Annotated in this window: 19 protein-coding genes and 1 pseudogene; 3 read left to right on the forward strand and 17 right to left on the reverse strand. The window is 64.2% G+C overall.

Annotation, left to right across the window (positions count from 1 at the left end; genetic code table 11):
* From GSQ90_RS32265 to GSQ90_RS01315, 11 genes and pseudogenes are all read right to left on the reverse strand, one after another.
* Positions 1-218: pseudogene (locus tag GSQ90_RS32265) on the reverse strand (acetyl-CoA C-acyltransferase); the annotation flags it as partial.
* A gap of 2 nt (positions 219-220) precedes the next feature.
* Positions 221-2,113: a feruloyl-CoA synthase gene (locus tag GSQ90_RS01270; RefSeq protein WP_158812666.1), complete on the reverse strand. Its 1,893-nt coding sequence runs from the start codon at positions 2,111-2,113 to the stop codon at positions 221-223.
* A gap of 44 nt (positions 2,114-2,157) precedes the next feature.
* Positions 2,158-2,955: a crotonase/enoyl-CoA hydratase family protein gene (locus GSQ90_RS01275; RefSeq protein WP_158812667.1), complete on the reverse strand. Its 798-nt coding sequence runs from the start codon at positions 2,953-2,955 to the stop codon at positions 2,158-2,160.
* A gap of 173 nt (positions 2,956-3,128) precedes the next feature.
* On the reverse strand, positions 3,129-4,148 hold the full coding sequence (locus GSQ90_RS01280; RefSeq protein WP_158812668.1) for a purine nucleoside permease: 1,020 nt from the start codon (positions 4,146-4,148) through the stop codon (positions 3,129-3,131).
* An 87-nt stretch (positions 4,149-4,235) separates the two neighbouring features.
* Positions 4,236-4,532 (reverse strand): hypothetical protein, encoded by a 297-nt coding sequence (locus GSQ90_RS01285; protein WP_158812669.1) that lies wholly within the window; start codon positions 4,530-4,532, stop codon positions 4,236-4,238.
* A 129-nt stretch (positions 4,533-4,661) separates the two neighbouring features.
* Entirely contained in the window at positions 4,662-5,396 is a 735-nt protein-coding gene (locus GSQ90_RS01290; RefSeq protein ID WP_158812670.1) for a glutathione S-transferase, read from the reverse strand.
* Between the two features lie 57 nt (positions 5,397-5,453).
* Positions 5,454-6,164 carry an ABC transporter ATP-binding protein gene (locus GSQ90_RS01295; RefSeq protein ID WP_158812671.1) on the reverse strand — a complete coding sequence of 237 codons (711 nt, stop codon included), beginning with the start codon at positions 6,162-6,164 and terminating at the stop codon, positions 5,454-5,456.
* Positions 6,157-6,912, reverse strand: a complete 756-nt coding sequence (locus GSQ90_RS01300; RefSeq protein WP_158812672.1) for an ABC transporter ATP-binding protein — start codon at positions 6,910-6,912, stop codon at positions 6,157-6,159. The genes GSQ90_RS01295 and GSQ90_RS01300 overlap by 8 nt, the downstream gene beginning before the upstream one ends.
* Positions 6,909-7,901, reverse strand: coding sequence for a branched-chain amino acid ABC transporter permease (locus GSQ90_RS01305; RefSeq protein WP_158812673.1), 993 nt, complete (start codon positions 7,899-7,901; stop codon positions 6,909-6,911). Before GSQ90_RS01305 ends, GSQ90_RS01300 begins: the two co-directional genes overlap by 4 nt.
* Positions 7,898-8,761 carry a branched-chain amino acid ABC transporter permease gene (locus GSQ90_RS01310; RefSeq protein WP_158812674.1) on the reverse strand — a complete coding sequence of 288 codons (864 nt, stop codon included), beginning with the start codon at positions 8,759-8,761 and terminating at the stop codon, positions 7,898-7,900. The genes GSQ90_RS01305 and GSQ90_RS01310 overlap by 4 nt, the downstream gene beginning before the upstream one ends.
* 199 nt (positions 8,762-8,960) lie before the next feature.
* Positions 8,961-10,136 carry an ABC transporter substrate-binding protein gene (locus tag GSQ90_RS01315; protein WP_158812675.1) on the reverse strand — a complete coding sequence of 392 codons (1,176 nt, stop codon included), beginning with the start codon at positions 10,134-10,136 and terminating at the stop codon, positions 8,961-8,963.
* A gap of 223 nt (positions 10,137-10,359) precedes the next feature.
* Here GSQ90_RS01315 and GSQ90_RS01320 point away from each other — a divergent pair, with 223 nt between their 5' ends.
* A complete protein-coding gene (locus tag GSQ90_RS01320) occupies positions 10,360-12,735 on the forward strand; it encodes a penicillin acylase family protein (protein WP_158812676.1) in 2,376 nt (791 codons plus the stop codon).
* A gap of 61 nt (positions 12,736-12,796) precedes the next feature.
* On the opposite strand, the gene GSQ90_RS01325 is transcribed toward GSQ90_RS01320, so the two are convergent.
* From GSQ90_RS01325 to GSQ90_RS01335, 3 genes are all read right to left on the reverse strand, one after another.
* Positions 12,797-13,984, reverse strand: coding sequence for an acyl-CoA dehydrogenase family protein (locus tag GSQ90_RS01325; protein WP_158812677.1), 1,188 nt, complete (start codon positions 13,982-13,984; stop codon positions 12,797-12,799).
* Positions 13,985-14,183: 199 nt separating this feature from the next.
* A complete protein-coding gene (locus GSQ90_RS01330; RefSeq protein ID WP_158812678.1) occupies positions 14,184-14,633 on the reverse strand; it encodes an NfeD family protein in 450 nt (149 codons plus the stop codon).
* 10 nt (positions 14,634-14,643) lie between these two features.
* Positions 14,644-15,666, reverse strand: coding sequence for an SPFH domain-containing protein (locus tag GSQ90_RS01335; protein WP_158812679.1), 1,023 nt, complete (start codon positions 15,664-15,666; stop codon positions 14,644-14,646).
* Positions 15,667-15,840: 174 nt separating this feature from the next.
* On the opposite strand from GSQ90_RS01335, the gene GSQ90_RS01340 reads away from it, so the two are divergent.
* A complete protein-coding gene (locus tag GSQ90_RS01340) occupies positions 15,841-16,866 on the forward strand; it encodes an aldo/keto reductase (protein ID WP_158812680.1) in 1,026 nt (341 codons plus the stop codon).
* A 405-nt stretch (positions 16,867-17,271) separates the two neighbouring features.
* Here GSQ90_RS01340 and GSQ90_RS01345 read toward each other — a convergent pair whose 3' ends face one another.
* Positions 17,272-18,267, reverse strand: coding sequence for an NADP-dependent oxidoreductase (locus tag GSQ90_RS01345; protein WP_158812681.1), 996 nt, complete (start codon positions 18,265-18,267; stop codon positions 17,272-17,274).
* A gap of 90 nt (positions 18,268-18,357) precedes the next feature.
* Positions 18,358-20,628: a transglycosylase domain-containing protein gene (locus GSQ90_RS01350; RefSeq protein WP_158812682.1), complete on the reverse strand. Its 2,271-nt coding sequence runs from the start codon at positions 20,626-20,628 to the stop codon at positions 18,358-18,360.
* 294 nt (positions 20,629-20,922) lie between these two features.
* Between GSQ90_RS01350 and dnaN the strand changes: the two genes are divergently transcribed.
* On the forward strand, positions 20,923-22,041 hold the full coding sequence (dnaN, locus tag GSQ90_RS01355; RefSeq protein ID WP_158812683.1) for a DNA polymerase III subunit beta: 1,119 nt from the start codon (positions 20,923-20,925) through the stop codon (positions 22,039-22,041).
* On the opposite strand, the gene GSQ90_RS01360 is transcribed toward dnaN, so the two are convergent.
* On the reverse strand, positions 22,038-22,646 hold the full coding sequence (locus tag GSQ90_RS01360) for a TetR/AcrR family transcriptional regulator (RefSeq protein ID WP_246731361.1): 609 nt from the start codon (positions 22,644-22,646) through the stop codon (positions 22,038-22,040). The genes dnaN and GSQ90_RS01360 overlap by 4 nt on opposite strands.
* Positions 22,647-22,698: the final 52 nt, after the last annotated feature.

The following is a 22,698-nucleotide window of genomic DNA, read 5'->3' on the forward strand; positions in this document are numbered from 1 at the left end:
TCAAAACTGGCCTGGGCCATCGATCCCGCGATGACTGTTCCAACCTCGCGCGCATCGACGCCGGCCTTTTCCAGCGCCGCTTTCGCGGCCTTGACGCCAAGGTCGATTGGCGAGACCGACGACAGGGCGCCGTTGAGATCGGTGAACGGCGTTCGCGCGCCGCCAAGCAGGAAGGCGTCGTCCCATTTGGAAAAGACGCCGGGATTGTCGAACGCCATGATCAGGCCTCTTCCATCGTGACGATGCGCGGCGAATACGGTCTTGCGTAAAGCTCTTCAACGAGATCGGCGCGGTGGGTCAGCACGGCGCGTTGATTGATCGAGCCCTTGTCGGTGATCTCGCCTTTGTCGAGCGAGGGCGGCGCCTCAAGAAGAAGCGCGCGCGCGATGCGGGTGGACGATCCGGTCGCGCCGGCGGCCAAAGCGACCAAAAGGCGGCGGATTTCCTTTCGCACGCGCGCATCGGCGAAGACCGCGCCGGGATCGTCTATACGCGACAGATCCGGGCAGAGCGCGCGGCACGCGTCGATGTCCGGAAAGGCCAGCACGGCAAGGTCGTCGCGATTGATTCCGGCGATGGCGACGTCGCGAAAGTACGGCGCGAAATGGGCGATGATCTTCGCGCGCATCGGCCCGACGCTGACCCAGGTGCCGGTGGAAAGCTTGAAGTCCTCGGTAATGCGGCCGTCGAATTCGAAGCCTTTGGTCGGATCGGCTTCGTCGATCCACTTCACGGCGTCGCCAAGGCAGTAATAGCCTTCGTCGTCGTATGACCTGGCGTTGGCCTCGGGGTCGCGCCAATAGCCCCGCGTGATCGAGGGGCCGCGCAGGCGCACTTCGAGTTTGCCCTCGACGGGGGCGAGTTTCAGCACGACGCCTGGCACAGGCAGGCCGACATAGCCGGACCGGCAATGTTCAGGCGCGCAGACCATCGCAAAGGGGCCGCTTTCGGTCGCGCCTAGGCCTGTCATCATGGGTACGCGCTCGCCCACGGCTTCCACAGAAACAGCGTCCAGCGCGTCCCAGACATGCTGAGCGAGGCCCGCGCCGGCGAAGAAATTCATGTGGAGGCGCGAGAAGAATTTTTCGCGCAACGCGGGTTCGGCGCGCAGGAACGGAACCAGTTCCTCGAAGCCTTTGGGCACGTTAAAATAGGCGGAGGGCGCAATTTCGCGCAAATTCCTCACTGTCGCCAGAATGCCCTTGGGCGTTGGCCGACCCTCGTCGATATAGAGCGAGCCGCCATTATAGAGCACGAGGCCGAAATTGTGATTGCCGCCGAATGTGTGGTTCCATGGCAGCCAGTCGACGATAACCGGCGGAACATCGCGCAGGAAGCGGAAGTAATTGGCGATCATCTCCTGATTGGCGGTCCACATCGCATGAGTATTGATGACGCCCTTGGGCAAAGCGGTTGAGCCCGAGGTGAACAGAATTTTCGCGACATCGTCGCCTCTGACCGCGTCATGCGCGCGGGCGATCGCCTCTTCGTCGATGGGGAATTCCAGCAATTGCGCGAATGGCGTCGTCGGAAGGCCGGGCGGCGGATTGCGCGAGACGACAACTTCCGTATCGCCCGGCGCGACGGCTTTCAACGCGGCGGCAAAGGCGTCGCCGTCGTTTGCGAAGATGAGACCTGGCGTCAGCCGTCGCGCGATATGCCGCAGCTTCGAAAAATCGCTCGACGCTGCGGAATAGGCGGGCGAGATCGGGGCGTAGGGCAGGCCGACATGGAGGCAGGCGAGGGCGAGCAGCGCATGGTCGACGTCATTGCCCGACAGGATCATCAAGGGGCGCTCGGGCGAAACGCGGCGTTGGAGGAGCGCGCTGCCGATCGCCTTGGCCGCATGAAACGCCTGCGCATAAGTAATTTTGCGCCATTCGCCGGTCGCATCACGCTCGGCGATGAAGACGCGCTCCGGGGCTTCAGCGGCAAAGCGAACGAGGCGTTCGGTCAATCTGGCGGGATAGGGCCCCAGCGGCTGCGAAGGGCGCACCACGATGACCCCATCGGCGCGCCGTTCGATCGTGGCCGCGTTGGAGCCTGTCTTGAGCTTGCGTAACGGCGCGGCTTTGGGTTTGTCCTGATCGGGAGCCGCAGGGCTCGCTTGCATGATCATCCTCCCGATACCTGTCCGTCCGCCGCGCTCAAACGGAATCAAAATTGCGGCGCGACTTTGTCGGCCCGTTTTTCGAGAAAGGCGCGTAGGCGCGATTTTGCTTCCGCGTCGTCCTGGGCGATCGAGGACATCAACGCCTCCATCAGATAGCCGGCGGCGCGGTCGCCATCCGCGATGCGCGGCAACGCCTGGATCAGCGCAAAATTGGTGCGCCCGGCATTGCCGGCGATTTTGCGGGCGAGTTCTTTGGCCTTGGCGAGGCTTTCCCCGACCGGCGTCACATAATGGGAGAAGCCAAAGTTGTAGCCCTCCTCGGCGCGATAAACGCGCCCTGTCAGCATCATCTCCATCATCCGGGAAACGCCGATCAGGCGCGGCAATCGCACGGAGCCGCCGCCGCCGACGAAAATGCCGCGCTGGCCTTCGGGCAGAGCGTAAAAAGCCGAAGTCTCGGCGACGCGCACATGGGTGGCGCAGGCGAGCTCCAGCCCCCCTCCGACCACTGCGCCATGCACCGCCGAGACGACTGGCACTCGGCCAAATTCGATCGCCTCGAATGCGCGATGCCAAAGGCGCGAATGTTCGATGGCGCCGTTAAGGTCGACCTCGACCAATTCGCTGAGGTCGAGGCCGGCCGAAAAATGCTCGCCAGAGCCGTGAATCACCGCCGCCTTGACCTGGCCGGGGAGTGAGCGGAACGCCGCTTCGAGCCCGAGAATCGCCTGGTCGTTCAGCGCATTGCGCTTGGCGGGTCGGTTGAGGCGCACGACTGCGATGTCGCCCTCGATTTGTGTGACGACAACAGCGTCCCCAACCGGGGCGGTCCCTGCGGACATGGCGGCGGCTCCTCCAATTGTTATCTTACATAACAATCGGCGCGAAGCCTGTCAAATGGAGCGTTCCCGTCAACGCTATCGCCGCGCCCGCGCGGCGCCCTCGACTGGCGAAAGAAAACAGCCGAGCTTGTGATCTATGAGTCGCACCGCTCAACCCGCTGCCTTCAACGCGGTCATTTCGACGGGCCGGCGCTCCAAGTCCCCCAGTCGGCGACGATAGCGTGCGCCAGCGCGCCCGCGACACGATAGGCGTTGGTCACCGACGGCAGATAGCCGCCTGACTTCGCCGCCAAGGATTCCGCCGCTGTCTGGCCCGGCGCCTCGCGATCGAAATTGGAGGCCGTTCTCAGCACGGCGATCCGGTTGAAATCCAATAGTTGCGCGTCGGCCCCGCGCTTGAGCGCCGTCAGCGTCGCATTATCCTCCTGCTGGGTGGTGCAGACATTGGCGGCGCCGTCGGTGATCAGCTTCGCCCAGGCTTGCATGGCGTCGTCCAGCTTCGACCCGTGCCACCAGGTGTCGGACGAAATGGTATCGCAGATCGTCACCTGTGGAGGCGAGGCGGCGGGCCCCGATTCATATCGCGCCCGATAGGCTTTGGCCGCGTCGCCGTCGCTCAAACCCGCGTCTTTGGTCAGTTTGAACGCCGCCTGCAACAAATCTTCGTTGAGGCGATAGATCTCGCTGCCGTAGCGCAAGTCGGCCTTCCGCCCCGGCGCGCCGGCGCCGATCGTCAGATAACCCGTGCTCCAATCGCTCGGCATTTCGCGCGCGTCGATCTCGTTTTGCAGGCCGCCGTCAATCGCATAACGCGCCCAATGCGCGGAGCCGAGCGTCCCTTGCGCGGGATCGACGCCGGCGATTCCCGCGATCAGAAAGTAAGTTTTCGAAAGGTCGAACCGACCGGAATAGACGAGCGCGGAGACGGAGCTGGCGGCGTTCGCATAACCCATGCCGGTTGTCATGAGACATAGCGCGCCTTCTGTGCAGGCAACGTCGGGATAGGCTTTTGGGAAGCCGGGAATCGCGATCTTGCGCGTGAACTCCTCGCCTTCGAGCCAGGGTTTCGCCTCGCCGCCAAACATCGTGATCACGAGAACCTTCGGCGCGAACGGCGACGCCTGGGCGCAAGCCTGATTGGGCGCCGCGATCCACAACAGTCCAGCGATGCTCAAGCCGATTTCGCGCAGCAAGCCGACATCCCTCTGTTAGCCGATTGCGTCACGATGTTGCGCCCGGTCGAGCGCTCCCGGCAAGCGCGAACTGTTGCGCCGCCGGAGCTAGAAGAAGTCGCCGAGCCAGCCCGATTCGCGCAGCCAGTCCGTCGGAACGCAGCGGTAGCCGTTGCCGTTTGGAAATTGGACGGCGAACAGGCCGGGCGAGCAGCGGCGGCTATAGTCCATGGAATCGACGCAGAGCCCTGAAACGTCGAGATGATAGCCGTAGCTGCAGGCGGCGCCGGCCAGCGCGATATCCGATGTCGCAGCAGTCTCAACCACAGGCTTCATCGCCGCCTGCGCCGGCGCTGCAAGGAACGCGGCGGCCAAAAAGCAGCCGGCGAAATAACGATGCAACATCGGATCTCTCCTTCAACAATTCGCCGCCGATGGCGCCCCAATAGCAAAGGTGGCCATGCAGGCGCGCCGCGCCAGCCTACACGATTTGGCGATTCCAGTCGCCTGATGCAAGGCGGCCGTCATGCGCGCCTAGCGGGCGTCCTGATCGAGTTCGGGATAATGGCGGAAGACGCCTGATTCGTTGAACGGGATGCGGCGTTCGGAGGCCAGATAAAGCGCGATGCGCGGCCGCGTCCGAACGGCTTCGCGCAGAGCGGCAAGCGCGGGATAATGCGCGACAAAGCTCTTCATGGCGCGCGGAAAGGCGTAGGACAGACCCTCGATCAGTTGAAACAGCGACAGATCGACAGCGGTCAACGAAGCGCCGACGGCATGTTTGTCGCCCTTCGGATTCTGCTGCAGCACGCGTTCGAAATAGCCCATGAATTTGGGCAGGCGATGCCCAAGGAAATCGGCGGCGCGGGCCTTGGCGGCGTCTTTCTGGTCTTCGTAATAGAGATTCGTGGAAAGCGGATGATGCGTGTCGTGGACCTCGGCGACGATGTCCGTGACGGTCAATTGCAGGCCGTTGGCGATAGGACGCAGCGCCGCCGGCTTCGGCGCGAGGCCGAGCTTCGGCGCCAGATACATCAGGATATTGGCGACCTGCGCGATAATCAGATCGCCGTCTCTCAGGAAGGGCGGCGCAAAGGGTATGTGCGGCTCGCTGTTGCTTTTGAGCACTTTCATCATCGCGGCGACGCCGCGCCCCGCGCCGGAGCCGCGCGCGACGTCGATATAGTCGGCTCCCGCTTCTTCCAGCGCCAGCCGCACAAATTCGCCGCGGCCCTGCAGACCCGGCCAGTAGTAGAGTTCATAGGCCATCGGGTCTCCCTATCGTGTCGAAACCTTCAGTTCTTGATTCGCAGCGACGCAAATCGTTCACCCCTTGCTCCCCGCCGTCAAATGCGCCTCCAGCGCCGCCGCATCCGTCAGCAGCGCGGCGCTCGGCCCCGTATGCACGATCGCGCCGCGGTCGAGGATGACGGCGTCGTCCGTGAACGGCAATATCTTATGCGCCTTCTGTTCGACGACGATCATCGACAGGCCCTCTTCCCGCGCGAGCCGGCGCAGCACGCCGAGCAATTCGTCAACCAGGATAGGGGCGAGGCCCTCGGTCGGCTCGTCGAGCAGCAGCAGGCGCGGATTGAGCATGAGGGCGCGGCCGATCGCCAGCATCTGTTGTTCGCCGCCCGACAATTGGCGCCCGCCATTGCGCGCCCGCTCCTTAAGGCGGGGGAAAAGCGCATAGACCCGCTCCAGATTCCAGGGGCCGGGTAGCGCGACGGCGGTGAGGTTTTCCTCGACGCTGAGTGAGCGAAAGATATTGCGCTCCTGCGGCGCCCAGCCAAGACCCAGCCTGGCGCGCCGGTGCGGGGCGAGCCCCGTCACATCCGTCCCGGCAAAGCGAATGCGCCCGGCATGGCGGGTGGTGACGCCGATCAGCGAATTGAGCAGCGTCGTCTTGCCGGTTCCGTTGCGCCCGAGCAGGGCGAGCGAGCGCCCTTCCTCGAGCCGCAGGTCGAGGCCGGCAATGACCCGCGCCTCGCCATAGCCGGCGCTCAAACCTTCGACAATGAGCAATTCAGCCATGGGCGTCCGCCCCCAGATAGACTTCGCGCACGCGGCTGTCGGCGGCGACTTCGGCGGGGCTCCCCTCCATCAGCATGCGACCAGCGACCAGAACGGAAATGCGCTGGGCGAAGCGGAACACCAGATCCATATCGTGCTCGATCAGTAGGATCGTCACATCGGCGGGAAGCGCCGCCAGCGCGGCCAAGATATCGGCGCGCTCGCCTTCGGGCACGCCGGCGGCCGGCTCGTCGAGCAGCAGCACGCGCGGGCGGCTGGCCAGCGCAAGCGCGATCTCCAGCAGCCGCTGCCGCCCATAGGCGAGCTGGCGGGTCGGCTGGTCCATCACGCTCATCAGATCGAAGCGCCGCAGGAGGTCCTCGACTTCGCTCGCCATCGCACGATCGGCGCCAGCGATTCCGCGCCAGTTTCCGCCTTCGCCGAGCCGCTCGCCGACCGCCAGGCAAAGCTGCTCGGCCGGCGTCATATCGGGGAAGAGCTGGTTGATCTGGAAGGTGCGCGACAGGCCGCGTCGCACCCGCGCATGGGCCGAGAGGGCCGTCACATCCTCGCCTTGCAGCAAAACCTGGCCGGATGTCGGCTTGACCATGCCGGTCAGCAGATTGACGAGCGTCGTCTTGCCCGCGCCATTGGGGCCGATCAGCGCATGCCGCGCGCCCGGCGCCAGATTCAGCGAGACATTGTCGGTTGCGATCAGGCCGCCAAACCGGCAGGCCAGTCCGCGCGTTTCCAGGGCGGGCGCGTTCATGCCGCGCTTCCACGTGCGCGTCGCGGCAAGAGGCCGGCGATCCGCGCGCCGATCCGCTCGCGCCCGGCCAGGACGAGCGCGACCAGCAACAGGCCGATCCAGAATTCCCAATATTCAGGGGTAGCCGTCGAGAGGCCATCCTTGATCGCGATGAACAAAGCCGCGCCGATGATGCCGCCGTAGAGAAAGCCGGTTCCCCCGATGATCAGCATCAGCAGTGCGTCGGCGGAGCGGTGGAAATCGAAGACGTCGAGCGAGACGATCTGCGTCGTCTGCGCAACCAGCGCGCCCGCGGCGCCGGCGTAAACGGCGGCGAGCGCATAGATCGCGATCAGGCGGCGCGGCGCGGAGATTCCCAGCGCGCCGGCGCGCAGACGGTTCTCCCGCAAGCCGCGCAGCGACAGGCCGAACGGCGATTGTACAATCCGCCGCGCCAGCGCGAACAGGAGAAACAGGACTGCGAGACTATAGAGCGCCGCATTGCGCTGGCCGGTGAAGCCGATCGGGAACAGGTGGAAAATCGGCGTCAGCTCGAGGCTCAGCCCATCGGCGCCGCCGGTCGCCCAGGAATTCTTGTTGGCGAGTTCGCCCAGCATCAGGCAAATGCCGAGCGTCACCATCAGGCGTGTGAGATCGGAGCCGCGCAGCACAAGCGGCGCGCTCGCCAGTCCGACGAGCCCGGCGATCAGGCTGGCGATAACGAGCCCAACGATCGGATCGTTGATTCCATGGCTCGCCAGAATCGCCGCGCCATAGGCGCCGACGCCAAAAAAGGCGGCATGGCCGAGCGAGATGATCCCGGCATAGCCGAGGATCAGATCGAGCGACAAAGCGAACAGGCCGGCGATCAGGATTTCATTGATCAGCAGCGCCCGAGACGGCGCGACGAAGATCAGCGCGACCAGCCCGATCCAGAAGGCGATCTCGCCGGCGCCCCAACGCGCGCGGCGCGTCAGATGCGCCGAGATGCGCGCCGCTTCCCCGCTCATCGTCCGCCGCTCCGCGCGAACAATCCCTGCGGGCGAATGAGCAAGGCGGCGACCATCACGGCATAGATGATGAAGGCGCCGATCGAGGGGACGTAATATTTACCGGCGACGTCGAGAACGCCAAGCAGCAAAGCGCCCAGCAGCGCGCCAAGCACGCCGTTCGATCCGCCGACCGTCACGACGATCAGGAACGAAACCATGAATTTAACCGGGAAGGTCGGATCGATGCCGCCCACGACATCGGCGGCGAGCGCGCCGCCCAGGCCCGCCAGGCCGCAGCCGATCGCAAAAGTAATGGTGAACAGCCTGTCGACGTCAATGCCAAGGCCGCTCGCCACGCGCGCATCGTCGACCGCCGCGCGCAACTGGGCGCCAAAGCGCGTGCCGATCAGAAACATCTGCAGGGCCGCGGCGATCGCGCCGCAGACCAGAATGATAAACAGTCGATAGATGCCAATGCCGACGCCGCCCCACTCGACGCGCCCCTGCAGGAACAGCGGCAGATGCACCTGCTGCGGCTGATCGCCCAGGAAATAATTGGCGATCGGCATGGCCATGAAGACGAGGCCGATGGTGAACAGGACCTGGTCGAGCGGGCTCGCGCCATAGAGGCGCCGGTAGAGCGTTCGCTCCAGCGCGACGCCGAGAATGGCGGGGGCGGCGAAAGCGATCGGCAGCGTCGCCAGGAATGGAACGCCGCAACGGTTCATCAGCAGCGCGGTCGCATAGCCGCCCAGCATGGCGAAAGCGCCGTGGGCGAGATTGACGAAATTCATCAGGCCGAGCGTAACCGACAGGCCGCAAGCCAGCACGAACAGCAGCATCCCATAAGCGATTCCGTCGAACAGGATGGTCAGCAAGGGCAGGCTTTCGGGTTAGCAATAGGTGGCACTGTCGGAGGATTGCGCCGCCCCTCATCCGGCCGGCTCCGCCGGCCACCTTCTCCCCGCTACGCGGGGCGAAGGGGCGCGCGTATCCCTTCGCCCCGCGTAGCGGGGAGAAGGTGGCGCGAAGCGCCGGATGAGGGGCGGCGCAGTCCTTTGACAAAGATTCCGCGCGTCAGTTCTTAGCCGCTTTGAACGGATCCTTCACGGCCTCGATCGTCGAGAATTCCACATTATAGAGTTCGCCGTCGACCTTTTCGACTTTCCGGACATAGATGTTCTGGATGATGTCGCGCGTCTGCGGGTCGATCGAGACGGGGCCGCGCGGGCTGATCCAGCTTGCGCCCTTCATCGCCTCGATCAGAGCGTCGCCGTCGGTCGCGCCTTTGGTCTTCTCCAAAGCGCCATAGACAAGCGCCATGCCGTCATAGGCGGCGACCGCCATGAAATTGGGGCGCAGGCCGCCATTGGCTTTTTTGAACGCCTCGACGAAAGCCTTGTTCTCGGGCGAGGGATGGGCGACCGAATAATGATGCGTCGTCACCGCGCCGAGCGCGGGGTCGCCGATATCGGCAAGGAGATCGTCGTCCGTCACGTCGCCCGTGCCGATCAGCTTGATTCCGGATTTGTCGAGGCCACGCTCAGCGAATTGCTTCATGAAGGCGCTGCCCTGGCCCGACGGCACGAAGACGAAGACGGCGTCCGGCGCGTCATCTTTCACGCGCTGCAGGAACGGCGCGAAATCGGGATTCTTGAGCGGCGCCCGGATTTGCTCCACCACCGTTCCGCCGCCCTTGGTGAATGTGTCGCTGAACCATTTCTCCGCGTCATTGCCGGGGCCGTAATCGGTGACGAAGGTCACGACTTTGTGGATGCCGTTCTTGAGCGACCATTCGGCCATCGGCGCGGCGGCTTGCGGCAGCGTGAAGGAGGTGCGCACGATATAGGGCGACTTCTCGGTGATCATCGCGGTCGCGGCGGCGGTGACGATTTCCGGAACCTTGGCCTCGGTCGCGACCGGCGCGACGGCGAGCGCCAGCGGCGTCAGCCCGAAGCCCATCAGCGCTTTCGCCTTGTCGTTGCCGATCAGCTCTTGCGCAAGGCGCTTGGTGACGTCGGCGGCGCCGCCGTCGTCCTTGATGATGAGCGCGATCTTTTTGCCGGCGACGCTGGCGCCGTGTTGCTGGAGATAGAGCTGCGCGCCGGCCTGTTCCTGTTTGCCAGTGCTGGCGGCCTGCCCGGTCATCGGCAGGATCAGGCCGATATTGACGACATCGTCGTCGGCGAAAGCCGCGCTCGCCGCGACGATCGCGCCCGCCGCCAGGCCCGCCCTCAGAATGGCTCGAAGCATGTTCCGTCTCCCCCGCTATGCGCCCTTCGAGGCGCCAATTCGACGAGGCGAACCATCCACGACCCCCAGTCAATAGACAAGAGCCGCCGCGTCATTCTTTTGTATTGGGACAAGCCCAGAATCCCGATGCGCCCGTTCATGGACAAGCGCCGGCAAACGCGATTGACTACGCCGCGACGGCAAAGGGGAATCTCGCGCCGACGGTTCAACCCAGGGAGGCCCCATGATCGTTCGTCTGCTGAAATGGGCGTTGATTCTCGTCGTCGCGCTCGTCGTTCTCGCCGCGGGCGCCGTCGCCTTCCTCTTCTACCGGGCGATGCCCGATTACAGCGGCGCCGCGCGCTTGCCGGGCCTCTCGGGCGAAGTGCGGGTCTATCGCGACCTCCACGGCGTCCCCCATATTTTCGCGCCTTCGATGAACGATTCCGCGCGCGCGCTAGGCTACATCCACGCGAGCGAGCGGCTCTATCAGATGGAAATCCAGCGCCGCGCCGGGCAGGGCAGGCTTGCCGAGGTCGCGGGCGCCGATCTCGTCGGAATCGACAAATTCATCCGCACTCTGGGCTTTTATCGTCTGGCGACCAGCAGCTTTGCGGCTCTCAGCCCCGAAACGCAAGCCTATTACCAGGCCTATGCCGATGGCGTGAATGCGTTCTTGACAAGTCACAAGGGCCGGCTGCCGCCCGAATTCCTGATTCTCGGCGACGACCCCGAGCCGTGGCAGCCGGCCGATTCGCTGGTCTGGGGCAAGCTGATGAGCCTGCAGCTCAGCAATAATTACGCGCTCGAGGAAGCGCGCGCCGAACTCGCGCAAAAAATACCGCCCGATATGGCGCGGCTGCTGTTTCCCGGCGCTCCAGCCGGTTCTCCAATCACGACGCTTCCGGTCAGCAATTCCAGGCATTCGGAGCTTCCGTCGGCTCGCGATCAACTCGGCGCGCTTATTTCGCTTGATCACGGCGCCTCCAACGAATGGGTCATTTCGGGCGCCCGCACGCAGACCGGCAAGCCGATCCTCGCCAATGATCCGCATCTCGGCCTGGAGGCGCCGATCCTGTGGTATCTCGCGCGCATCGTGACGCCGGAGCTTTCAATCAAAGGCGCCACGGTGCCGGGGGTGCCCGGCGTGCTGCTCGGGCAGAACGATCATATCGCCTGGGGGTTCACGACGGCCGACACCGATACGCAGGATCTGTTCATCGAGACGATCGATCCGAAAAGCCCCACGCAATATCTGACGCCCGGCGGCTCCGAGCCCTTCGCCACGCACGACGAAATCATCCATGTCAAAAATGCGCCCGACATCGTCCTGAAAGTGCGCGCGACCCGGCACGGGCCGGTTCTCTCGGATATTGAAAAAGGGTTGGCGTCGCTGGCCGGCGATGGCAAGGTTATTGCGCTCGCCTTTACCGGTCTTGGCGATCACGACACGACGACCGAGGCGCTGATGCGCGTCAACCGCGCCGAAAATTGGGATCAGTTTCTCGAAGCGCTGAAATTATATCAGACGCCGACTCAGAACATCGTCTTCGCCGATATCGCGGGCAATATCGGCTTCATTAGCCCCGGCCTCGTGCCTTTGCGCAAATCGGGCGACGGGCTGACGCCCGCGGACGGGGCGAGCGGCGAAAAAGACTGGATGGGCTTCGTGCCCTTCGCCCAATTGCCGCAAGCCTATAATCCGCCGACCGGCTTCCTGTTCAACGCCAACAACGCCAATGTGCCGGACGATAATGTCCCCACGTTCGGGCGCGATTGGGAAGAGCCTTATCGGGCGCGCCGCATCCAGCAATTCTTCGATACGATCGACAAGCATTCGCTCGACACATCCGCCGCGATGCAGGCCGATCTTGTCTCGCTGGCCGCGACCGATTTTCTGCCGCTCCTCAAACGCATCGCGCCTACCGATGAGCGCGCCAAACAGGCGCTCGCTTTGCTGGCGGGTTGGGATGGCAAGATGGACAAGGATCGGCCGGAGCCGCTGATTTTTGAGGCGTGGCTCAGCGCCCTGCGCCGCATCATGATCGACGAGAAAACCGGCCTCCATCTGGCGGAAAAAGGTCCCTATGCGGCGATGACTCTATTCTCGCTGCTGACCGACCATCCGCAATGGTGCGACGTTGCGCAAAAGCCCGATCCCGATTGCCGTCAGACGATCGAACGCGCGCTCCACGAATCCCTGGCTCTGCTGGCGCAGCGCGATGGCGAAGATATGACGAAATGGCGCTGGGGCGCCGAGCATATCTCGCAATTGGCGCACAAGCTCTACAGCCATGTGCCCCTGCTCGATCGTTTGAGCGATCTCTCGCTGCCCGCCAGCGGCGGGTTCTATACGCTCGACCGCGGCGAGGGGTTCAACCCGAAGCCGGACCATCCCTTCGCCCGCGCCCATGCCGCCGGCTTCCGCGGCCTCTATGACCTTGGCGATCCCGACAAGACGCGTTTCATTATCGCGACGGGCGAGTCCGGGCATATCTTCTCAAGCCATTACGGCGATCTGGTTCCACTATGGAGCGCCGGCAGGACGATCACGCTGACGGGCTCGGAGGCTGAGCTGAAACAAAGTGGGGCGGAGGAATTGGTGTTCTCGGGGAGATAGGAAGCACCCGCGGGCCGCCAAGCGGCCAAGCCGCAGTCAAGCGAAGCGATGCTTCTCCGCCTCAAAACCTTTCTGTTCCCGGCGTCATCCCGAGAAACACGCGCCCGAACACTTCCAAGTTTCGTTGTGCGAACGCCAGGTGCTGGCCGGCGGCGTTTACGTCGCGAAGACAAGCGGCGAATGGCAGCCGTTCATCGAGGGCGCTGCCGCCGGCCGCCTCATACATCAGCGTCACCGTTTGTTTGCTGGCCCGCAGCGCATTCCAACACGCGAGCCGCACCAGCGCCCGCAATCGGACTTCGCGCGCGTTTCCCGCCTGCGCCGCCTGCCACATTTCCCCGACCGCGTCGAACAGGAATGCGCGCGCCGAGCGCAATTCCGCTTCCGCTCGCGCAACATCGGCCTGCACGCCCGGCTGTTCGCCTAACGGCGCCGACGCGCCGGATGGCGTCTTGCGGCCGGCCAGCGCCATGAGCGCCTCGATCGCCGCCCGCGCTACGCCCAGCGCCACCGGCGTGATGCCAATGGCGAAGGCGGTGATGAATGGCAGCGCGTCGAGCGGGCCTCTTATCGGCGCGGCGGCGTCAAAGCCCCGCATCGGAATCGTGCGCTCGGCGGGCGCGATTAGTCCCTCCATCTCGAAGTCATGGCTGCCGCTAGCGCGCAGGCCGCCGGCGTCCCAATTGTCGTGGATGCGTACGGATTCCGTCGGGACGATCGCTGCAAGAAGAGCCGGGCGACCGGCTTCATCCCGGCGCGGCGCGCCGTCCGTCTCCCGGATCGTGCACATGCCGATCGTCCAGGCGCTGTGGCGGATGAAGCTGCCATAGCTCCAGCGGCCGCTGACGCGCCAGCCCCCGCCTGGAATTTCAGTCGCCGCGCCGACGGGATTGCCGCTACCGACCAGGCAGCCCCGGCCGGGGCCGAACATCGAAGCGGCGACCTCTGGCGCGAGCAGACCCGCTAGCCGCGCATTGCTCGCTGCGACGGCGGCGCACCAGCCGACCGCGCCATCCAGCCGGCCGACCGCCTCGATCACCCGGATATAGTCTTCGGGCGACAGTTCCGCGCCGCCGAGCGCCCGCGGCAGCCACAGCCGGGTCAGCCCCGCTTCCTCCAGCGCCGCGGCGAGCGGCGCCGGCAGGTCGCGCGATCGGACGAGTTCCGCTCGATGCGCCGAGACCAGCGGCGCTAGCCCCTCCGCCGCTGCAATCAGCGCCGCCGTAGAAGTTTCCGCCGCGCGCCGCATCGTTCGTCCGCCTGCCTCTGTCGCGCGGAAGGCTAACATTGCGGGAAATGGCGCGGTAGCGCGTCCGCGCCAATGCGCGCATATGGCGCAGGGCGCCACGACAAGACCGGCGCGTCTTCTCTTTGATTGGAATCGAACGATCGCGATAGAAATGCCCGCGATTGAGGCGCCGTTGCTTTCGCTCTGGCCTTGGCGAGCGTTACACCTTCGCCACCCGCAGCAGCGATCCTTCCTCGACCCCCGTCACCCGCACTTTCGCGCCCGCGCCCATATCTTCGCCCGTCACGCGCCAGACGCTGTCGTCGACGCGGATATTGCCAAAGCCGCGTTCGATCGGCTGGTCGAGGAAGAATTCCTTGCCGACGAGGCCATGCGCGCGGCTGAGCGGTTGCGGCGCCGAGCGCCGGTCGAGCGAGCCATAGACTCGCCGCCCGATAATCACGAGGACGACAACCAAAGCAGCGAACAGGAAAAGCTGCGCGGTGAATTCCAGCGGCCAGACGAATTCGACCGCGCCAAGGATCAGCGCCGCCGCGCCGATCCAGATCAGAAATGCGCCGGGCGCGATTGTTTCGGCCGCGCAGAGAATGAACCCGGCGACGAGCCAGACGATATAGTCGCCATGCGAAAACAGGCCGATGTCGGACATCACAGGCCTGTCAGGTTGGAGTGGTCGGCCCAAACGGCGTGGGAGCCGGCGGGGTTGGCGGCACGACATTGCGCAGTGGCCGCGCGGGTCGCGACGCGTCGGCGGCGCGTCCCTCGCCCAGCGCGCTCGCCGCGATCTCGGAAAGCCCCCCCAATGTGCCGGCGAGCGAGGCCAGATCCAGCGGCACGATGAACACCTTCTGGTTCGGCGCTTCCGCCAAGGCCTGAATCGACTTCACATATTTTTCGGCGATGAAATAATTGAGCGCGGCCAGATCGCCCTCGGCGAGCGCCTTGCTCAGCATATTGGTCGCGGCCGCCTCGGCCTGGGCCGAACGTTCGCGCGCTTCGGCGTCGCGGAAGGCGGCTTCCTTGCGCCCTTCGGCCTCCAGTACGACCGCCGCCTTTTTGCCTTCGGCGCGGGTGATGTCGGCCTGGCGCATGCCTTCGGCGTCGAGGATGACCGCGCGCTTTTCGCGCTCGGCTTTCATCTGCCGGCCCATCGCCTCGATGAGGTCCTTGGGCGGTTCGATATCCTTGATCTCGATGCGCGTGACCTTGATGCCCCACGGCAAGGCGGCGGCGTCGATGACGGTGAGCAGCCGCACGTTGATCTCGTCGCGATGCGACAGCAATTGGTCGAGATCCATCGAGCCCATCACCGTGCGGATATTGGTCATCACGAGATTGAGCAGCGCCTGTTCGAGATTGGACACTTCGTAGGACGCGCGCCGCACGTCGAGCACCTGAAAGAAGGCGACGCCGTCGACTTTGACGGTCGCATTGTCCTTGGTGATGATTTCCTGGCTGGGAACGTCGATCACCTGCTCCATCACGTTCAATTTACGGCCGACGCGGTCGAAATAAGGGATAATGACGCCAAGACCCGGCGTGAGGGTTTTGTTGTAGCGGCCGAACCGCTCGACCGTGTAATTATAACCCTGCGGCACCTGCCGAATCCCCATCATCACCGTGATGAGGACGAATAGAACAAGGATGATGGCGAATACGCTGAATCCGGCGAGCATCGGCATAGGAATCTCCCCCTCGCCCGAAAGCGGGCGCGCGAATCGGGCGGCTCAGGCTTACGGGACGGGCTCTTCTATCGCTTGCGCGGGGGAAAGACTATGGGCGGAGCGAACGGATCGAGCTGCTGTCATGGCTTCGCTCCGCTCTCATTGACGGCAGAATGAACTTAAGGATTTCTCATGGAATATCGTCGGTTGGGCGCATCGGGTTTTACGGTTCCGGTGCTGAGTTTTGGCTGCGGCACGTTTGGCGGCAAGGGTGATTTTTTCCAGGCTTGGGGCTCGACCGACGATAATGGCGCGCGCCGGATCGTCGACATCTGCCTTGAGGCCGGCGTCTCGATGTTCGACAGCGCGGATATTTATTCGGCCGGCGAGTCCGAGCGCATCCTCGGGACCGCCATCAAGGGACGGCGCGACAAGGTGATCGTCTCGACCAAGGCGACGTTCCGTTCAGGTGAGGCCGCCAATGATGTGGGCTCGTCGCGCTTCCATCTGATCCAGGCCTGCGAGGCCGCGCTTAAACGGCTTGGCACCGATTATATCGACCTCTTCCAATTGCATGGTTTCGACGCGCTGACGCCGGTCGAGGAAGTGCTGTCGGCGCTCGACGATCTCGTGCGCGCGGGCAAGATACGTTACGTCGGCGCCTCCAATTTCTCCGGCTGGCATCTGATGAAATCGCTCAGCGCGGCCGATCGTTACGGCTATCCCCGTTATGTCGCCAACCAGACCTATTATTCGCTGGTCGGGCGCGATTACGAATGGGAGCTGATGCCGCTCGGCCTCGACCAGGGCGTCGGCGCGGTTGTCTGGAGCCCGCTCGGCTGGGGCCGGCTGACCGGCAAGATCCGGCGCGGCGCGCCGCTGCCCGAACTGAGCCGCTTGCATAAGACGGCCGACAACGGCCCGCAGATGAGCGACGACTATCTCTACGGGGTCGTCGATGCGCTCGACGAAGTCGCCAGGCAGACCGGTAAATCCGTGCCGCAGATCGCGCTGAACTGGCTGCTGCGGCGCCCGACCGTCGCGACGCTGATCATCGGCGCGCGCGACGAAGAACAATTGCGTCAGAACCTGGGCGCCGTCGGCTGGAGCCTGACAGCCGACCAGATCGCGCTGCTCGACAAGGCGAGCGCCGCTCCGCTCGCCTATCCCTATTGGCATCAGCGCGGCTTTGCTGAACGCAATCCGCCGCCGGTGTGAGGCGGCGGCTCCTTGTCCTTAGGGGCGAGGGGCGCCAGCGCAACAAAACTGTCGAGGGTGGATTAATCTGGCGGTTTCTGTTTTTTATGATACAATACGCCAATGTTCTATTTTAAAGAATTGATCCAGGGAGATCGCCGGACGTTCGAAGGCAGTTCTGCAGGCGGGCGCCAAAGGATCGCGGGCGCTCATCATCTCGTCAATTGGGCTGTCGAACGGCGGCTCAAACAGCGGCCGGCTTGGGTGCTATTTTTTCCCGTTTTTCGCTTGCAAGTCCTTGATAACGCTCATTCCTGTTAAATAAAATTTTCGAGGGCTCTGGAAAACGTCAATCTTTACAAAGGGGCAAATCGCCGGCTATCTGCATGAGCCGGCTGATTGGGCGTTTTCCAAGCAAATTCCCAATCAGATCAGCTTCACCAATTGCTTGCCGAAATTGCGGCCCTTGAGCATGTCGATAAAGGCCTCCGGCGTCTTCTCCAGCCCCTGCGCGATCGTCTCGCGATAGCGGATGCGCTTTTCCGCGACATGGCCGGCGAGTTCTTTGAGGGCCTGCGGCCAAAGCGCGAGATGGTCGGACACGATGAAGCCCTCGATCTTGCTGCGCGTGATCAACAGCGTGCCGACATTGTCGAGGCCGGTCGGCGCGCCTTCGTAAGAGGCGATCAATCCGCAGACGGCGATGCGCGCGAAAGTGTTGAGCCGGCTCATGCAGGTGGCGAAAGGCACGCCGCCGACATTCTCGAACAATCCGTCGACGCCGTCGGGCAGCGCCGCTTTCAGTTCAGCGACGAAATCGGGCGATTTGTGATCGACGCAGAGGTCATAGCCGAGCTCTTCGCGCGCATAGGCGCATTTGTCGGGGCCGCCCGCGATCCCCACCGTCTTGGCGCCCGCGATCTTGGCGAGTTGGCCGACGACGGAACCCACCGCCCCCGTCGCCGCCGAAACGACGATCGTCTCGCCCTTCTTGGGCGCGATGATCTTGTTGAGGCCATACCAGGCGGTGACGCCCGGCATGCCGACGGGTCCAAGATAGGCCTGGATCGGAATGCGCGTGGCGTCGACGACATTGAGGCCGCTGCCGTCGCTCAGCGAATATTCCTGCCAGCCGCCCATGCCGACGACCTTGTCGCCGGGCTTGAAGCGCGGATTGTTCGAAGCGACGATCTCGCCGACCGCGCCGCCGCCCATGACGGCGCCCACTTGCTGCGGCTTGGCGTAGGATTTGGAATCGTTGAGCCGCCCGCGCATATAGGGATCGAGCGAGAGATAATGATGGCGCACCAAAGCCTGCCCGGCGCCGGGCGTCGGGATCGGCGTCTCGACAAGCCTGAAGTTCGAAGGCGCCACATGACCCGCGGGCCGGGAATCGAGAACGAATTGTCTGTTGACGGGCATGGCGATTTCCTCCGAGGCCTTAGCCTGTTGTTCGCGGCGCAACTTAGCCGGTTCTCGCGGCCAAGGGGAGGATAAGGAGTCGGGCGGCCGTCAGGCGCCGCCAAACAGCTTGCCCAGCAGGCTCCTGTCGCGCTGCGGCGAGGCGGGTTTGGCGCCCCCGACATTGGGAATTGAAGCGGGCGGCACGGGGATATCGGGCGCGTTCACCGGCGCGATGTCGCGCCGCGCCGGGGCGACCGGCATTGGCGCGCTCTGCATCGGCGCGCCTTGCAAGGCGATGCCGCCCCTGTTGATCGTCAAGGGTTGTCCGGCGGCCAGAGGGATCGGAGCGGCCGGAGGATCGGGCGGTGCGGTCGGCGGCGCGCTTTCGGGGACCGGCGTGTCGGCGTTGCGCCAGACGCCGGAGGGCAATGCCGCGACCGGCACGCCCTCGTGGGCCGCCTTCATGAAGCGGCTCCAGATTTCGACCGGTAGATTGCCGCCCGAGACTTTCTTGGTCGGCGTCCCGTCGTCATTGCCGAGCCAGACGCCGGCGACGAGATAGGAGGTGTAGCCGACGAACCAGGCGTCGCGCCATTCCTGGCTGGTGCCGGTCTTGCCCGCCGCCTGCCACCCCGGCAGTTCCGCCTTATGCGCAGTGCCGGTCAGCAGGGTCTCTTCCATCATTTCGTTCATCATCGCGACATATTGCGGATCGATCACCCGGCCAAAGCTCGCATTCTTGCGCGCATAAAGCTGTTTGCCGTTGGCGGTGCGCACGCGCGAGATCACATGCGGCTGCACGCCGATGCCGCCATTGGCGAAAGCGGCATAGGCCGAGACGAGTTCGAGCGGCGTGACTTCGGACGTGCCAAGCGCGATCGAGGCATTCGGTTCGAGATCGCTCGCTATTCCCAGGCGATGCGCGGTTTTCACCACCGTTTTGGGGCCGACTTCAAGGCCGAGCCGCACCGCCACCGTGTTGAGCGAAAGCGAAAGCGCCTTGGTCAGCGTCACCGGACCGAAATATTCCTTGGAATAATTCTCCGGGTTCCAGCCCTTGACGGTGATCGGCCCATCTTCGCGCACCGTGTCAGGCGTCAGACCCTTCTCCAGCGCGCTGAGATAGACGAACGGCTTGAACGCCGAACCCGGCTGGCGTTTGGCGGCGACCGCGCGATCGAATTGGCTGTCGGCATAATTGCGCCCGCCGACCAGCGCCTTGACGGCGCCGTCGGGGGTGAGCGCGACCAGCGCGCCCTGGCCGACGCCATATTTTTCGCCCTTGGCGTTGAGTTCGTCAGTCAGCGCATGTTCGGCGAGCGCTTGCATCTTTTCATCGAGCGTGGTGGTGACGACGATGTCTTCGTCGATCGCGCCGACGGTGTCGTCGAGCATGTCCATCACGTAATCGGCGGCGTAGTTGATCGATCCCGAGCCTTTTTCGCGGACGACCGTCGCGGGCTTCGCCAGCGCCAATTTGGCCATCGCCTCGGTGATATGGCCCTGTTCGGCCATAGCGGTAATCACCTGCGCGGCGCGCGCATTGGCGGCGTCGAGATTGTGGTTGGGGGCGAGCTTGGAGGGCGATTTCATCAGCCCGGCCAGAACGGCGGCTTCCGATAGGTTCACCAGTTTGGCGCTCTTGCCGAAATATTTCTGCGCCGCCGCCTCGACGCCATAGGCGCCCGAACCGAAATAGACGCGGTTGAGATAGAGTTCGAGAATCTGATCCTTCGAATATTTGCGCTCCAGCCAGAGCGCGAGGATCGCCTCCTGGATCTTGCGCGAGAGCGTGCGCTCCTGTGTGAGGAACAGGTTCTTCGCGAGCTGCTGGGTCAGCGTCGAGCCGCCCTCCATGCCGCCGCGCCCGCTCACGTCGCGAAAGATCGCACGGCTGATGCCAATCGGATCGATGCCGAAATGCGAGTAGAAACGCCGATCCTCGATCGCGACAAAGGCTTTGGGCAGGTAGGGGGGCAGGTCGCTCAAATGCACCGCCGCGCCGCCGGTGTCGCCGCGATTGGCGATCAACGCGCCGTCATCGGCCAGAATGGCGATATTGGGCGGCCGCTTGGGCACGGCGAGCTGGTCGATGGGCGGCAATTGGCTCGCGTAATAGATCAACAGGCCGGCGAGGCCTATGGCGCCCCAGACGCCCAGGACAAAACACCAATAGAACAGTCGCCCGAGCCTAGAGCGCCCGCCCTCGCGCTTGCCCTTGCCGCGCCGGCGTTCCTTGCTCGCCGGTCGTCTTGGCTTGGGCGCGGGCCGGTCGTCGGGATCGGCGCGCAGGTCATAGCGCCCGGCGCGGCCCCGCCCCGAATCGTCGAGACGCGGCTCAATTCGCTCCCCGTTTCGCCTGCCCCCTAGGCCAAACATGCCAAGATCCCGCTGCTCCGGTCGTCGTTCGAAAAGCACTTCGACGCTCGCCGCCCGCTGACATCGAAACTAAAGGCGGCGATTTAAGGGCCAGTTAAGGTTGTGGGGCTGGACGAGGGGTGGCGCGAATAATGCTTGAAAACCTTGCCCGAGGCGCGCACCGCCCTTGCGGATTGGCCGACGCCTTGGCAAAGTCGCGCCCCCACGCGATGGGGCCGGACTTCATTCGCGCGGCTTGAAAAGCTGGTCGGGGTCGAGACTGTCCGGGTTGATTGGCAAGGTTGGGATGTTGCGATGAAGGTCACGTTGGAGCGGACGGCCCTGCTCAAGGCTCTGGGGCATGTGCATCGCATCGTCGAGCGGCGCAATACGATCCCGATCCTGTCGAATGTGCTGATCGAGGCGCGGGAGCGCCAGTTGACGCTCAAGGCGACCGACCTCGATCTGGAGGCGACGGAATCGGCGCCGGCCGACGTCGCGCAGGAGGGCTCGACCACTGTGCCCGCCCATGTCCTTTATGAAATCGTCCGCAAACTGCCCGAAGGCGCGCAAGTCTCGCTCGAAATGTCGGGTGAGGTCGGCCAGCTCCTGCTGCGCTCGGGCCGCGCGCGCTTCCATCTGCAATGTCTGCCGGCCTCCGACTTTCCCGATTTGACCACAGGCGATCTTTCGCATCGCTTCGCTTTGTCCTCCGGCGATCTGAGGAAGCTGATCGACAATACGCAATTCGCCATCTCGACCGAGGAAACGCGCTATTATCTCAACGGCATTTTCCTGCATGTGACGGAGGTCGACGGCGCCGCGATGCTGCGCGCCGTCGCCACCGATGGGCATCGCCTGGCCCGCGTCGAATTGCCCGCTCCCCAAGGGGCCGCGGGCATGCCCGGCGTGATCGTGCCGCGCAAGGCCGTCAATGAAATCCAGAAGCTGATCGAGGATTTGGCCCAGGAGATCGTCATCGAATTGTCGACCGCCAAGGCGCGCTTTCGCTTCGGCGACGTCGTGCTGACGACCAAGCTGATCGACGGCACCTTTCCCGATTACGGGCGCGTCATTCCAGCCAATAACGACAAGCGGCTGGTCGTCGACAAGGAGCCGTTCGCCAAGGCGGTCGACCGCGTCTCGACCATTTCGTCCGAGCGCGGCCGCGCGATCAAATTGTCGATCGGCGACGGCAAGATGGTTCTTTCCGTCAACAATCCGGATTCCGGCTCGGCGAGCGAGGAGATCGAGGTCGATTACGATTCCGCGCCGATCGAAATCGGCTTCAACGCGCGCTATCTCCTCGACATCGCTGGCCAGCTTTCGAGCGATACGGCGCTGCTCAAACTCTCCGATCCGGGTTCGCCGACCATCATCCAGGATCGCGATGGTGCGGCGGCTCTCTTCGTGCTGATGCCGCTGCGGGTCTAAACCCGCCCCGAACGTAGCGCGCGCAGCACCAAAGCGATAATCCGTTCGAAGCGATCCTCGATCGCGGGGCCTGCAGCCTCCGCGTCGAGGCGCATGGCGAGCGGATGAATGAAGCGATGCGCGGCGTCGAAGACCAGCGACAGGGCGCGGCGCCGGTCGGCCATCGCGAAGGCGCCCGACGCGACGCCTTCCTCGACGACGCGCTGAATTTCCGACTGCACTCGCGCGCGATGTTTGCGCACGCTCCCCTTCGCTTTATCGAGCGCGTCGACGAGCAGGTCGAACAAAGCCGGGTCGGTCTCCAGTTTTTGCCGGTAGACGCGATGGATGGCGAGCAGCATGCGCTCTAATTTATCATAGGCGGGATCGGCGCCGTCGGCGGCTTCGCGCAGGCGCGCTTCGAGCGGGCGCAGCCATGACGCCGTGACTTCCTCTAGCAAGGCGTCCTTCGAGGGGAAATAACGATAGACATTGGCGTGCGTCATGCCCGATTCCTGGGCGATGCCGACGATCGTCGCGCGCGCCGCGCCAAACTTGCGCACATGCGCACGGGCCGTTTCGAGGATGCGGGCCTCGACGGGTTCGCTGGATGAGGATCGAGGCAAACGAAGGGACTCCCGCGCCCATGCGGGGCGAGGCGCAAATGCTGGCATGGAA

It is taken from the genome of Methylocapsa sp. S129, from assembly GCF_009765995.1.
GTDB lineage: Bacteria > Pseudomonadota > Alphaproteobacteria > Rhizobiales > Beijerinckiaceae > Roseiarcus.